This window comes from Pseudomonas sp. GW821-FHT02B10 (assembly GCF_059421865.1).
This window is the reverse complement of record NZ_JBWKVU010000001.1, coordinates 127,100-141,342: the sequence shown is the minus strand read 5'-3', so window position 1 is coordinate 141,342 and position 14,243 is coordinate 127,100. Positions and strand designations below refer to the sequence as shown.

7 protein-coding genes are annotated in these 14,243 nt (G+C 65.5%); 2 read left to right on the top strand and 5 right to left on the bottom strand.

The annotated features are described in order from the left end of the window. Positions 1-122 precede the first annotated feature (122 nt). Complete coding sequence (locus tag AC07VU_RS00595) at positions 123-2,396, top strand: TonB-dependent receptor (RefSeq protein ID WP_274305530.1); 2,274 nt, start codon at positions 123-125, stop codon at positions 2,394-2,396. Between the two features lie 393 nt (positions 2,397-2,789). Beyond that, positions 2,790-5,318, top strand: coding sequence for a PepSY domain-containing protein (locus AC07VU_RS00590; RefSeq protein ID WP_495029410.1), 2,529 nt, complete (start codon positions 2,790-2,792; stop codon positions 5,316-5,318). Between the two features lie 101 nt (positions 5,319-5,419). Here the strand turns inward: AC07VU_RS00590 and AC07VU_RS00585 are convergent, their stop codons facing one another. The 5 genes from AC07VU_RS00585 to ptsP form a co-directional block, all read right to left on the bottom strand. After that, positions 5,420-6,961 (bottom strand): alkaline phosphatase D family protein, encoded by a 1,542-nt coding sequence (locus tag AC07VU_RS00585; RefSeq protein WP_087091232.1) that lies wholly within the window; start codon positions 6,959-6,961, stop codon positions 5,420-5,422. Positions 6,962-7,218: 257 nt separating this feature from the next. Beyond that, positions 7,219-7,602 (bottom strand): DUF6124 family protein, encoded by a 384-nt coding sequence (locus AC07VU_RS00580; protein ID WP_495029409.1) that lies wholly within the window; start codon positions 7,600-7,602, stop codon positions 7,219-7,221. A 984-nt stretch (positions 7,603-8,586) separates the two neighbouring features. Continuing rightward, on the bottom strand, positions 8,587-10,329 hold the full coding sequence (locus tag AC07VU_RS00575; protein ID WP_092422207.1) for a PTS fructose-like transporter subunit IIB: 1,743 nt from the start codon (positions 10,327-10,329) through the stop codon (positions 8,587-8,589). A gap of 11 nt (positions 10,330-10,340) precedes the next feature. Further along, positions 10,341-11,282 carry a 1-phosphofructokinase gene (gene pfkB, locus AC07VU_RS00570; RefSeq protein WP_062823691.1) on the bottom strand — a complete coding sequence of 314 codons (942 nt, stop codon included), beginning with the start codon at positions 11,280-11,282 and terminating at the stop codon, positions 10,341-10,343. Next, positions 11,282-14,143, bottom strand: a complete 2,862-nt coding sequence (gene ptsP / locus AC07VU_RS00565; protein WP_495029408.1) for a phosphoenolpyruvate--protein phosphotransferase — start codon at positions 14,141-14,143, stop codon at positions 11,282-11,284. The genes pfkB and ptsP overlap by 1 nt, the downstream gene beginning before the upstream one ends. Positions 14,144-14,243 lie beyond the last annotated feature (100 nt).

The window sequence follows — 14,243 nt, the reverse complement described above, 5'->3', positions numbered from 1 at the left end:
AAACCGTAAAGCGAAATTGTAAAGAATGTAAATTCCGTGCGAATAGCAATATTTCGCAATTGATACATAGACTTGTTCGCCTTATATTCCGCCGCCTCAAATCCTTGGGGAGGGGAATCACCATGTCGCGCCAACCACCACAATTACCGCTCGGTTCACCACGCCTGCTGGCGTCTGCGATTGGCGTGGCAATCACCGCCGGCTCCGCAGCCCATATGGCTTTTGCCGCGGAAAACACCGAGAAGAAAGCCGCCGGCAATGCCATTTCCCTGGACGCCACCAGCATCACCGGCGAAGCCCAGGACCAGACGTCCTACCAGGTCGAAAAAGCCTCGTCGCAGAAGTACACCGCGCCGCTGGTCAACACGCCGCGCTCGGTCACCGTGGTGCCTCAACAAGTGCTCAAGGACACCGCCGCCACCTCGCTGCAGGATGCGCTGCGCACCGTGCCGGGCATTACCTTCGGCGCCGGCGAAGGCGGCAACCCGCAAGGCGACCGTCCGTTCATCCGTGGCTTCGATGCCCAGGGCGACACCTACCTCGATGGCGTGCGCGATACCGGCGGCCAGAGCCGCGAGATCTTCGACATCGAATCGATCGAAGTCAGCAAGGGGCCCAACTCCTCCTTCGGCGGTCGCGGCTCGGCCGGCGGCAGCCTCAACCTGGTGAGCAAGACGCCCAAGCAGCAAGACTTCCTCAACGGCGGCTTCACCTATGGCTCCGACCAGACCCGCCGTTATGTGCTGGACGTCAACCGCCAGTTCCTCGACAGCGCCGCCTTCCGCCTGAACCTGATGAGCCACGAGCAGAACGTGGCCGGTCGCGACGCCGTCAACTACGACCGCTGGGGCGTGGCACCGTCCCTGACCTTCGGCCTGGGCACCCCGACCCGCGTCAACTTCAGCTACTACCACATGGAAAGCGACGACCTGCCGGATTCGGGCATTCCCTACGGCTACAGCTCGGCCAGCGCCACCGCCCACAAGCACGACAAACCCACCGACGGCGGCGACAGCGACAACTTCTATGGCTTGAAGGATCGGGACTTCCGCAAGACCCGCGCGGACATCAGCACCGTCTCCATCGAGCACGACCTGAACGACAACATGACGCTGAAAAACACCCTGCGTCATGGCAACACCGGCCAGGACTACATCCTCACCCAGCCGGACGACAGCAAGTTCAACGTCAACAAGTACGGCACCGTGTGGCGTCGCGCCAACTCGCGGGTGTCCACCACCGAAACCACCACCAACCAGACCGACCTGTTCGGCGAATTCCAGGCCCTGGGCTTCAAGCACACCTACTCCACCGGCCTTGAGTTCACTGGCGAAGAGACTCGCGTCAGCAGCTACAACATCGCCGGCAACACCGCCAAGGTCTGTAACCCGGGCAGCATCCCCAGCTGCACCTCGCTGAGCAACCCGAACCCGGACGATGCCTGGACCGGCGCGATCAGCCGCAACTACTACGGCACCAACACCAAAGCCACCAGCCGCGCGGCCTATGTGTTCGACACCATCGAGCTCGATCCGCAATGGCTGCTCAACGTCGGCCTGCGCTACGACACTTTCGACACCGTGGCCAATACCGACACCGCCACTGGGCGCACCAAGATCAAGGACGACAGCCAGTTCTGGAACTGGCAGGCCGGCCTGGTGTGGAAACCGACGGACAACGGCAGCGTTTATGCCTCCTACGCCACCTCGGCCTCGCCAGCGGGCGGCCTGGTGGGTGAAGGCGCGGACGGCAACCCGCTGTCCGCCGGCGCCAGCGTCAGCGATCTGCAACCGGAAGAAACCGTCAACTACGAGCTGGGCACCAAGTGGGACGTGTTCAACGATCGCCTGTCCCTGACCGCCGCGGTGTTCCGTACCGAGAAGAAAAACACCCGCATCCTGGTCGATGCCCTGACCTACCAGAACGCCGGTGAGTCCCGCGTCGACGGCCTGGAGCTGTCGGCCAGCGGCAAGATCACCGACAAGTGGCAAGTCTTCGCCGGCTACAGCTACCTGAAAAGCGAGCTGGTGGACGCCGGCCTCAACGGGCGTAACGGGGTCGTCAGCGCCGGTTCGAACAAAGGCAATGAAATGCCGAACACACCGAAAAACAGCTTCAGCCTGTGGACCACTTATGAAGTGCTACCGAAGCTGACCGTCGGTGGCGGTGCGTTCTATGTCGATGAAGTGTATGGCGATGCCGGCAACACCGTGTATGTGCCGTCCTACACCCGCTACGACGCCATGGCCAGCTACAAGCTGAGCAAGAACGTCGACCTGCAGCTGAACGTGCAGAACCTGACCGACAAGACCTACTACGACAAAGCCTACTCGGCGCACTTTGCCAACCAGGCAGCCGGCCGTACCGCCTTGTTCACCACCAACTTCCACTTCTGACGAGGTGGAACGCGGCGGGTTTCACCTGTAGCCGCTGCCGCAGGCTGCGATCGGGGCGCAGCCCCGCAAAGCTGGCGCTGCGGTATGCCTGACCTGTACGGGCGTCGGGTTTGGCGACTGCTGCGTCGGAATGCCGCCCAAGCCGATCGCAGCCTCGCCAGGGCTCGGCAGCGGCTACACGGTGGACCTGTAGCCACTGCCGCAGGAGGCGCAGGATCTCAAGATCGCTGGAGGACCTGCGGTCCTATCGCAGCCTTCGGCAGCGGCTACAAACGCATGAGCCCCACCTGTTTCGGCAAGTGGGGCTTTTGTGCGTAAGAAAGAATGTTTCTCGACAACTCACGGCATAATGCGCGCCGTGGCACAGACTTAAGAACCAACGAGGCGGTCGATGTGTTGAAGAAAACCCTGTTCCAGTTGCACTGGTTTTTCGGCATCAGCGCCGGCCTGGTCCTGGCCTTGATGGGCATTACCGGAGCGACCGTGTCGTTCCAGGATGAAATCCTGCGTGCCCTCAACCCCTCCACACTGCAGGTGGAAAAGCAGCCGGCCGGGGTCCTGCCGCCCGCCGAGCTGGTGGAAAAAATCCAGGCGGCCTCGGGCAAGACCGTGTCGATGCTCACCGTGGAAGCCGACAGCGGCAACGCCGCCCGCGTCTGGTTCACCCCGCCACCGGGCCAGCGCCGTGGCGAAATGCGTTATTTCGACCCCTACACCGGCGAATTCATGGGCGCCGCCCTGGGCCAGGACTTCTTCGGCCTGATGCTGCAACTGCACCGTTTCCTGGCCATGGGCGACAGCGGCCGGCAGATCACCGGCGCCTGCACCCTGATCCTGATTTTCTTCTGCCTGTCCGGCCTCTACCTGCGCTGGCCGCGCCAGGTGGCGAGCTGGCGTGCCTGGCTGACCCTGGACTGGGCGAAAAAAGGCCGCGGCTTCAACTGGGACCTGCACGCCGTGGCCGGGACCTGGTGCCTGCTGTTCTATCTACTGGCGGCGCTGACTGGCTTGTCCTGGTCCTACGAGTGGTACAACAAGGGCCTGAACAAGCTGCTGGCCGACTCGCCACAGAGCCAACGCATGAAGGGCGGCCGAGGCGCGCCGCCCCAGGGCCCGGCGCCGACCGCCGACTACAACGCCATGTGGCTGGGCATCTACAGCACCGCTGGCAAGGACCTGAGCTCCTACAACATCCGCATGCCGGCGGTGGCCGGCCAGCCGGCGACCGTGTTCTACCTGCTGAAGAATTCGCCCCATGACCGGGCGCTGAACCAGATCACCATCGACCCCAACAGCGGCGTAGTCAGCCGCCATGACCGCTATAGCGACAAGAGCCTCAAGGCACAGTTGCTGACCAGCATTTATGCCCTGCACGTGGGCAGCTACTTCGGCATTGTCGGGCGGATTCTGGTGACCATTGCTTCGCTGACCATGCCGCTGTTCTTTATCACCGGCTGGCTGCTGTACCTGGATCGCCGGCGCAAGAAACGCCAGATCAAGGACGCGCGCCAGGGCCTGAGCACCGACACCGGCGATGCCTCGGCCTGGCTGATCGGCTTCGCCAGCCAGAGCGGTTTCGCCGAACAACTGGCCTGGCAGACCGCCGGGCAATTGCAGGCCGCCGGCGTACCGACCAAGGTCCAGCCGCTGGCCAGCGTCAGCGAGCAGGACCTGCTCAATACCCAGAACGCATTGTTCGTGGTCAGCACCTTCGGCGACGGCGAAGCGCCGGACAGCGCCCGGGGCTTCGAGCGCAAGGTATTGGGCCGCGCCCTGTCCCTGGACAACCTCAAGTACGCCGTACTGGGCCTGGGCGACCGGCAATACCCGCACTTCTGCGGTTTTGCCAAGCGCCTGCATGGCTGGCTGGCCGAACATGGCGGCAACACCCTGTTCGCCCCGGTGGAAGTCGACAGCGGCGACAGCTACGCCTTGCGCCACTGGCAGCAGCAACTGGGCCAGTTGATCGGCCAGGCGCCGGTGGACCTGTGGCAGGCGCCCGCCTACGACAACTGGACCCTGAACCAACGCGAGCTGTTAAACCCGGACAGCAGCGGTTCGGGCGTCTACCTGCTGGGCCTCACCCCACCGCAGCCAAACAGCTGGCTGGCCGGCGACCTGGTAGAAGTGCTGCCGCGCAATTGCGCATGGGCCATCGAGTTCTTCCTCGACGGCCTCGGCCTGGACGGCAGCGCCACGGTACAGCTCGACGGCCTGACGGAAACCCTGACCCAGGCCCTGGCCAGCCGCCAGCTCCCGGAAAACCGTGCCCATCTGGTGGGCCTGCATGCCCAGGCGCTGGTGGATGCCCTGGTGCCGCTGGCCATGCGCGAATACTCCATCGCCTCGATTGCCAGCGATGGCCAGCTGGAGTTGCTGGTGCGCCAGGAACGTCACCCCGACGGCAGCCTGGGCATCGGCTCCGGCTGGCTCACCGAGCATGCGCCGGTCGGTTCGGTCATCAGCCTGCGGGTGCGGCGCAACAGCGGCTTCCATCTGCCGGCCGAGCCTTGCCCGCTGATCCTGCTGGGCAACGGCACGGGCCTGGCCGGCTTGCGCAGCCTGCTCAAGGCGCGCATCGCCGACGGCCAGCAAGACAACTGGCTGATCTTCGGCGAGCGCAACGCCGAGCATGACTTCTACTGCAAGGACGAGCTGCAGGAATGGCTGACCGCCGGCGACCTGCGCCGCCTGGACCTGGCGTTCTCCCGCGACCAGGTCGAGAAAATCTACGTCCAGGATCGCCTGCGCCAACAGGCCGAACGCCTCAAGCAATGGCTGGCCGACGGCGCCGCGATCTACATCTGCGGCAGCCTGCAAGGCATGGCCTCGGGCGTGGACCAGATGCTCAACGAAGTGCTGGGCGCCGAGGTCGTCGAACGGCTGATCGAGCAAGGCCGCTATCGCCGCGACGTCTACTGACCCACTCCACGCTTCTGTAGGAGCGAAGCTTGCTCGCGATAGGCCAAAGGCCGGTAGCGGCCTTGATACCGCCATCGCGGGCAAGCCTCGCTCCTACATGACTACACCGGCTGCAACTTGCGCTCGAACACCGCCACCCCGTCCAAGTCCCGCAGCGTCACCTTCAACTCCCCGCTCTGCCCTTCGATCTGCACCTCGCCGAAGAACTGGAACCCGGCGAACGGCGAGGTGTTCTGCGCCGGCGGCGCCTTCTGGAACACCACCTCCGGGCCGAAGGTCTGGTCCAGCGCGTTGGGCCCGAAACTGCCGGCATTCAAAGGCCCGGCGACGAATTCCCAGAACGGTTCGAAATCCTGGAACGCCGCGCGGTCCGGGTGGTAATGGTGCGCCGCGCAGTAGTGCACATCCGCCGTCAGCCACACATGGTTGCGCACCTTGTGCTTGCGCAGGAACGCCAGCAACTCGGCGATCTCCAACTCGCGGCCCTGGGCCGGGCCCGGGTCGCCGTTGGCGATCGCCTCCCAGCGCGGCACGCCGGGGCTGACCTCGCCGTCCGGCACGCCAAGGCCGATGGGCATGTCGGCCGCCACCACCTTCCACTGCGCCTTGGAGTGCTTGAGCCCCTGCTTGAGCCAGTCCAGCTGTTCGCGGCCAAGAAACGGCTTGGCCGCGCCAAGGTTGTCGTCGTTGCCGCCGCGATAACTGCGCATGTCCAGCACGAACACATCCAGCAGCGGCCCGTAGCTCAACTTGCGATAGATGCGCCCGCCCTGGTCGGCGCTCTGCAAGCGCATCGGAGCGTATTCCAGCCAGGCCTGCCGCGCGCGCCCCACCAGGGTGTGGATATCTTTGCTGGTGTAGCGCTCATCCAGCACCTTGCTCGGCGACCAGTTGTTGACCACCTCATGGTCGTCCCACTGCCAGATCTGCGGCACCTCGGCGTTGAAGCGCCGCACGTTCTCGTCCAGCAGGTTATAGCGGTAGTTGCCGCGGTATTCGTCGAGGGTCTCGGCGACCTTGCTTTTGGCCTCGGTGGTGATATTGCGCCATACCCGGCCGTTCTCGGTGGTCAGCTGCGCCGGCACCGGGCCGTCGGCGTAAATGGTGTCGCCGCTGTGGATAAAAAAGTCCGGCAGGCGCCGGCGCATGGCCTCGTAGATACGCATGCCGCCAATGTCCGGGTTGATGCCAAAACCCTGGCCGACGGTGTCGCCGCTCCACACAAAACGGATATCGCGGCGAGTCTGCGGCACGCTGCGCAAATGGCCGAACCAGGGCTTGCTGCGCACGCCGGTCTGCGCGTCCTCGAAATACACCCGATAAAAAATCGCCTGATCGGTGGGCAGCCCGCCCAGCTCGACCCGCGCGGTGAAGTCGGTGCGGGCATCGGCCAGCGGCGAGACAAACTTGCGCGGGTTGCTGAACAGGCTGCGGGTATCCCACTCCACCACCATCCGCGCCGGCCGGTCGGTACGGCTCCAGACCATCGCCCGGTCGCCAAGCAAGTCCCCGGACTGCACGCCATCGACCATCTTCGGCCGGTCCTTGGGCGACGCGATCACCGCCGGCGCCAGCCCCGGCAGCAACAACCCCGCCCCCGCCACCTGAATCAAACGCCGCCGACCGAGAGTGAAATCGCTCATCGTGGATCCCTCCGACCCAAAGTGAAAAGGCAACTTTAGCCAGCGGCAATGAACTCCGTATGACACTGCCCCAAAGACGGCACGCCCTGTAGCCGCTGCCGCAGGCTGCGACAGGACCGAAGGTCCTCCTGCGGTCTCAAGACTTTTGCGTCCGCTTCGTCGGAATGCCGCCCAGGCCGATCGCAGCCTCGCGGGCTCGGCAGCGGCTACAGGGTTCAGGGTTCAGGGTTCAGGGTTCAGGGTTCAGGGTTCAGGGTTCAGGCTTGCGTTGGCGGGCGGCTGCCGTCGAGCAACGCATCCACCACACCTCGCGCCATCTCCACGTTATGGATCAGCGACCAGATCAGGCCACGCTCCACGCCACTGGCCCGCTCGGTGATCTCATCGGACACATCTTCGGCTGCCTTGAGCAGGATCGAAACGTGAAGCAACGCCTCTTCGGCGCTGATGCCAGGACGGACGGTGAAGAGCGAGTCGTTACCCGCAGGCCCCGCCGCGGTGGGTTTCAAGGCTGCGAGCAACGAACCTTCCACCGGATGGTTGGCCAGCGCCTGACGGACCTGCTCATTGGCCTGGTCGTGGTCTGGATTGCGGCGTGAGAACGACAGGGAAACGGGTGGATCGGGGACGAGTTTTTTCATGGTGTGGCTCCTCGACATGAAGCCACCACCCACCGCTGCTAGACGGCATAGAAAGGTGGCGGCTGTACGCGGGCTAGCAGACCGGGTCAAGGAAACCGGCGCGCCCGAAGGCGCTCCCACGCACAGTCGCCATAACAGAACACTGCAAATGGAAAATGCAGTGCTGATGGTGCGACTTGCGTCTTGACCCGGGCTGCTAGACCCGATCACCGAAAAGTCAGTGACGAACCCGAGGCTAGATAGCGCCGTTACCAGACGCAAGCGGCCCGGAGTTTCTCGGAAAAGCCTTACAAAGGAAAGCGAAGCGCCTCACTTTCAGACAGCGTCTTACACAACAAACCTGTCAGCCGCGGGACCTGATCGCGAGCAAGCTCGCACCTACAAAAGGCTCCGATATAACCGCGATCCCTGTAGCCGCTGCCGCAGGCTGCGATAGGACCGAAGGTCCTCCAGCGGTTTCAAGACCCTGCGTCCGCTGCGCGGCCGATCGCAGCCTCGCGGGCTCGGCAGCGGCTACAGGAGTTAGCGCCGACCGGTAGGTCGCGCCAGGCTTTAGCTTTTGATCTTGATCTACCCGCCCCATCGGGAGGCCGAGTGGAGGTGTTCATCAGGGGGATGGCGCGCAGCGCCCCTCGACGCAGTCGAGGACATCGTATGGAGGTCGAAGCGAAGCCGACCGGAGTCGATGCCCCCTGATGGACGCCGGAGCGAGGGAACCTGAGCGCAGCGAAGGCCGTACGCAGGGGCAAGCGTTTTTTGGTTACTTTTTGCTGGGCCGGCATTCCGGCGTCTGAAAAAAGTGAGTCGCCGTAAGGGCGAAACCGCCAGCAGCCGTTACCGCAGAAACGGATATGTACCCCGTCCAAAAAATGCAGCGCCGGAGCGGGCGCCATCGCGGGCAAGCCTCGCTCCTACAGAGTCAGCAATCACCAGAAACAACAATGGCGCCACCCGGGCGCCATCGAAGTCAACGCAGAACAGCCGTCAAGCCTTGACCGGCTCCAGCGCCAGCTCAGCCGCCTCCGGCCGCTTCACCAGCGCATACACCACCGCCGTCAACAAACTCCCCGCCACAATCGCCAGCAAATACAACAACGCATGATTGATCGCATTCGGAATCAACATCACAAACAACCCACCATGGGGCGCCATCAGCTTGCAGCCAAAATACATCGACAGCGCCCCGGTCAGCGCGCCGCCGGCGATGCTCGCCGGGATCACCCGCAACGGGTCCTTGGCGGCGAACGGAATCGCCCCTTCCGAGATAAAGCACAGCCCCAGCACCAAGGCCGCCTTGCCGGCTTCCCGCTCGCTCTGGGCGAACTTGCGCCGGGCGATAAAGGTCGCGATACCCAGGCCGATCGGCGGCACCATGCCGGCGGCCATGGTCGCCGCCATCGGTGCATAACTCTGCGACGCCAGCAGCCCCACGGAGAAGGCATAGGCCGCCTTGTTGATCGGCCCGCCAAGGTCGACGCACATCATGCCGCCGAGCAACACCCCCAGCAGGATCGCGTTGGTGGTGCCCATGCTGTCGAGGAAGTGGGTCAGGCCGGCGAGCATTCCCGCCACCGGCTTGCCCACCACATAGATCATCACCAGGCCGGTGAACAGGCTGGCCAGCAACGGGATGATCAGGATCGGCTTCAAGGCCTCCAGGCTCTGGGGCAAGCGCGCGTATTTACTGATGGCCTTGGCCGCATAGCCGGCGATGAAACCGGCAATGATCCCGCCGATAAAGCCCGCGCCCAGGGTGCTGGCAAGCATGCCGCCGATCATCCCCGGCGCCAGGCCCGGGCGGTCGGCGATGGAATAGGCGATGTAACCGGCCAGCAGCGGCACCATCAGCTTGAACGCGGTGTCGCCGCCGATTTGCATCAGCGCCGCGGCCAGGGTCCCCTCCTCCTTGAACGCGGTGATGCCGAAGACGAAGGACAGGGCGATCATCAAGCCCCCCGCCACCACCATCGGCAGCATGAACGACACACCAGTCAGCAGGTGCTTGTAGACCCCGGTTTTCTCTTGCTTGGCCGGCGCCGCGCCAGCGCCCGCCGCTGCCGATTCCACCTGGCCTTCGGCCAGGGCCTTGTTCAGGGTCGCCTCCGATTGTTTGAGGGCGATGCCGGTGCCGCAGCGGTAGATCTTCTTGCCGGCGAAGCGCTCGGTGGGCACTTCGATGTCCGCGGCCAGCAGCACCACGTCCGCCGCGGCGATGGCCTCGGCGCTCAACGGGTTGCGCGCGCCCACCGAGCCCTGGGTTTCCACTTGCAGCTCATAACCCAGGCGCTTGGCGGTCTGCTGCAAGGCCTCGGCTGCCATAAAGGTGTGGGCCACGCCGGTCGGGCAGGCGGTGACCGCCACCAGCCGGGGGGCGTTCTTGCTGGCCGGCGCCGGCTCGGCCACGGCTTCGGCCGCGACATACACCTGGGCCTCCTCGGCGCCACGGCGCAGCACGCCGTCGACGTCCTGCAGGGCCACGGAGGGCGAGCTCTGGAACACCCGCTTGCCAACGAAACGCGACATGTCCAAAGGCCCGGTGCTGACCACCAGCACCCACTCGGCCGCTTCGAGGGTGGCGGCCGACAACTGCCGTTCCGGGTGCGCCTCGTCATGCACTTCGACACTGGTGCTCCAGCCCTGGCGCTGGGCCGCGGCGTCCAGCAACCGGGCGCACAGCACACTGGTGACCATGCCGTTCGGGCAGGCGGTAACAATGGCTAACTTCATGACCAACCCTCTTATTGTTCTATGAGGGGATGAACGCGCACCCCCTGTTCAAGCTGTGCCAACTGCGCGGCATCGGTGATGCCGAAACCAATCTGGGTCACGGCCATGGCGGCGATGGCCGTGGCGGTGCGCAGGGTCTGTTCAAAAGCGTGGGCGCTGAGCAGGCCGTGGAGCATGCCGGCCAGCAACGAGTCGCCGGCACCGACGGTGCTGGCCACGCTGACCTTCGGCGGCAACGCCTGCAGGGCCGGCGCGGCACTGAACCAGTTCACGCCTTCGGCGCCATGGGAAATCACCACATGCTCGACGCCCTGGGCGTGCAGGCGCCTGGCGGCTGCGGCCTGGGTCGCCAGCGACAGCAGCGGGCTGCCCAGGGCCTCGGCCAGTTCCTCGGTGTTCGGCTTGACCAGCCAGGGCCCGGCGTCCAGGCCGGCGCGCAGGGCTTCGCCGCTGGTGTCCAGCGCCACTTTCAACCCCAGTGCCTTGAGACGGGTCAGCAAGGCGTGCAGCCATTGCGGGCTGACGCCGCGCGGCAGGCTGCCGGCCACCACCACCGCGTCATGCCCCGGGGCGATCTGTTCCAGGCGCTCGAGCAGCGCCTGTTGCGCCGCCGCGTCGACCTCCGGGCCGGGGCCGTTGAGATCGGTGATGCGCCCATCCTGTTCGGCCAGCTTGATGTTGCTGCGGGTTTCCCCGGGCACGCGAATAAAGGCGTCGACAAAACCGCGCCGGGCGAACAACGCCTCGAAGGCCTGGGGATTGTCTGCACCAAGAAAGCCGCTGACGGTCAGCTGATGGCCAAGGTCGGCCAGCACCTGGGCCACGTTCACACCCTTGCCGGCGGCGTGAGTGTGCATGGCTTCGCTGCGGTTGACCTGCCCCGGTTCCAGGCGCGTCAGCTGGACGGTGAGGTCCAGCGCCGGGTTCAGGGTCAGGGTAAGAATCTTTGCCATTACATGGCCTCCACAAGGGCGCGCACATCGTTCGCGCTGCCGACGGCCAGGGCCTGTTCAGCAAGGGTTTGCGCCTGGGTCAGGCTGAGTTCGCGAATGCGTGCCTTGACCTCGGCGATGCTGCGTCCGGAGACGCTCAGTTCGTCCACACCCAGGCCGACCAGCACCGGCACCGCCAGCGGATCGGCCGCCAGCTCGCCGCACACACCGACCCACTTGCCGTGGGCATGGGCCGCGCGCACGGTGATGTCGATCAGTTGCAGCACCGCCGGGTGCAGGCCGTCGGCCTGGGCCGACAGGGTCGGGTGACCACGGTCGATGGCCAGGGTGTATTGGGTCAGGTCGTTGGTGCCGACGCTGAAGAAGTCCACTTCCTTGGCCAGCACCGGCGCCAGCAAGGCGGCGGACGGCACTTCGATCATGATCCCCAGTTGCAGGTCGGCCACCGGGATCTCCAGGCGCAGGCGCTCGGTCATGTCGCGGGCGGCGCGCCATTCGTCGACGCTGCCGACCATGGGGAACATGATCCGCAGCGGGCGGTTGTCCGCCGAGCGCAGCAGCGCGCGCAGCTGGGCTTCCATGATCTGCGGACGTTGCAGGGTCAGGCGGATGCCGCGCACGCCGAGGAAGGGGTTTTCTTCCTTGGCGATCGGCCAGTACGGCAGCGGTTTGTCGCCGCCGACATCCAGGGTGCGCACCACCAGCGGCCGCCCGGCCAGGCCATCGAGCACGCGGCGGTATTCGGCTTCCTGGGTGGCTTCGTCCGGCGCTTGTGGGTGGGCCATGAAAATCAGCTCGGTGCGCAGCAGGCCAATGCCTTCGGCGCCGTTGTCCACGGCGCTGGTCACGCCCGCGCTTTCACCGATATTGGCGAAGACCTCGACGTGATGGCCATCGGTGGTGTGCGCCAGTTGATGGCGCTGTTCGGCGGCGGCCTTGAGCCGTTGCTCGCGGGTATCGCGCTCTTCGGTGGCCCGTTGCAGGGTGCCGGCATCGGCGTCCACATGCAGGCGACCGCGCTGACCATCGAGCAGCAGCGGCGTGCCCGGCTTGAGCAGCAGCACGCCAGCCCCGGCGCCGACCAGCGCCGGAATCCCCAGGGCGCGGGCGACGATCGCGCTGTGGGCGGTGGCACCGCCACGGGCGGTAAGAATGCCGGCCACCCGCGCCGGATCGAGGCGCGCCACGTCCGACGGGCCAACCTCATCCATCACCAGGATGTAGGGTTCATCCGGCTCGACCGGGGTCTGCACTCCGCACAGCTGGGCCAGCACCCGGCGGCCGATGTCCCGCAGGTCGGCGGCACGTTCGGCCAGCAGCGCATCGTGCAAGGCTTCCTGTTGCCGGGCGGCGGCTTCGATCACCGTCATCCAGGCCGCTGCGGCGCTTTCGCCCTGCTTGAGGCGGGTGTCGACTTCGTCGGTCAGTTCCGGGTCGTCGAGCATTTCCTGGTGGGTCACGAAAATCTCGCGAATCGCCTTGGCCTTGCTGCGCTGGATCAGGCCGTCGATGTCATGACGGACCTCGGCCAGGGCCTGTTGCAGACGCTCGCGCTCGCTGGCGGTGGATTCGCCGCGCAACGGGTAGTCGAATGGCTGGATCACCTGGATATGCGCCGGGCCGATGGCGATGCCGGGCGCCGCCGGGATGGCCTGGACCAGGCTGCCGGAAGCCGGCGCGCTGATGGGCACCTCGATTTCTTCCGGCACTTCCTGGGGCGCGCTGGCTTGCGCCACCGGCTCGACTTCTTCCCCCAGCCCTTCGGCGATGGCCGCCAGCAAGGCTGGCAGGGCGTCGGCGGCGATGTTCGGTTCGGCGATCAGCTCCAGGGTCTGGCCACGGCGGGCGCCGAGGCTCAGCAGCTTGCTCAGGCTCTTCACCGAGACGGCGGAGCCCGGTGTGTCGAGGATGCGCACGCGGATCTCGCCCTCGAAGCTTTTCGCCAACTGCGCCAGGATCTTCGCCGGGCGCGCATGCAAACCGTGGGCGTTGGCCAGCACGATGCGCGCGCTCGGCCAGTCGGCCGGCAGTTCGCCGCCCAGTACTTCCAGCACCGCACGGCTGCTGGTCGCCCGGCCCAGTTCATGGCCACGGCCTTCGATCAGCAGCGCGCACAGGCGCTCAAGCAGGGCCTGGTGGGCCTCGCCCAGGCTGGCCAGGCAGAACAGCCCGGCCAGGGGCTGGCCGAGGTAACGAATTGGTTTGTCCGGGGTGACGAAGGCCAGGCCCGGGCGCTTGACGGTCTGCTCACTGTGCAGCCACCACAGGCCATCGCCCAGGGGCAGTGCCTCGACCTGTTGCAGCACCGCGGCAAAACCGTTGCTGACGCAATCGGCCTGGCGAAGCAGGCGGGCGCCGCGCCATACCAGTTCTTCGAAATCTTCGGCGGCCACGCCCAGGCCGATCATCTGCGCATCCAGCGCCAGCTCCTGCGGCGCGCCTTGCAGCAGTTTCAGCAGGGCTTCGGGCGAGCTGGCGCGACGCAGGGCCTGGCCCAGGTCGGTTTCGCCGAGGGCGCGGGTCAAGAGTTGCAGCAGGCGCAGGTGTTCGTCGGATTTGGCGGCGATGCCGATCGCCAGATAGACGATCTGGCCATCGCCCCAGTCCACGCCCTCGGGAAATTGCAGCAGGCGCACGCCAGTGGCGAACACCTGGTCGCGGGTTTCCGGGGTGCCGTGGGGAATGGCAATACCTTGACCGAGAAAGGTCGAGCCCTGGGCTTCGCGGGCCTGCAGGCCAGCCAGGTAACCTTCGGCGACCAGGCCGTCGGCCACCAGTTTGTCGGCGAGCAGGTGCAGTGCGGCGGACTTATCCACAGCCGACTGGCCCATGGATATCTGCTCAATAGTGAGCTCGAGCATGCTTTCTCCTATTTAGCGCTGGGGCGCTAGGTATTGTTTTGAGTGAATCAGTCAGGCGGCGTTAATGCCACAAACGGGACCGTCGGCTTGGCAAGGCCCT

Bases quoted from the DNA above. Each gene is read 5' to 3' on its own strand.
- AC07VU_RS00575 (WP_092422207.1), bottom strand. From the start codon at position 10,329: ATGAAGTTAGCCATTGTTACCGCCTGCCCGAACGGCATGGTCACCAGT.
- pfkB (WP_062823691.1), bottom strand. From the start codon at position 11,282: ATGGCAAAGATTCTTACCCTGACCCTGAACCCGGCGCTGGACCTCACC.
- AC07VU_RS00585 (WP_087091232.1), bottom strand. From the start codon at position 6,961: ATGAGCGATTTCACTCTCGGTCGGCGGCGTTTGATTCAGGTGGCGGGG.
- ptsP (WP_495029408.1), bottom strand. From the start codon at position 14,143: ATGCTCGAGCTCACTATTGAGCAGATATCCATGGGCCAGTCGGCTGTG.
- AC07VU_RS00580 (WP_495029409.1), bottom strand. From the start codon at position 7,602: ATGAAAAAACTCGTCCCCGATCCACCCGTTTCCCTGTCGTTCTCACGC.
- AC07VU_RS00595 (WP_274305530.1), top strand. From the start codon at position 123: ATGTCGCGCCAACCACCACAATTACCGCTCGGTTCACCACGCCTGCTG.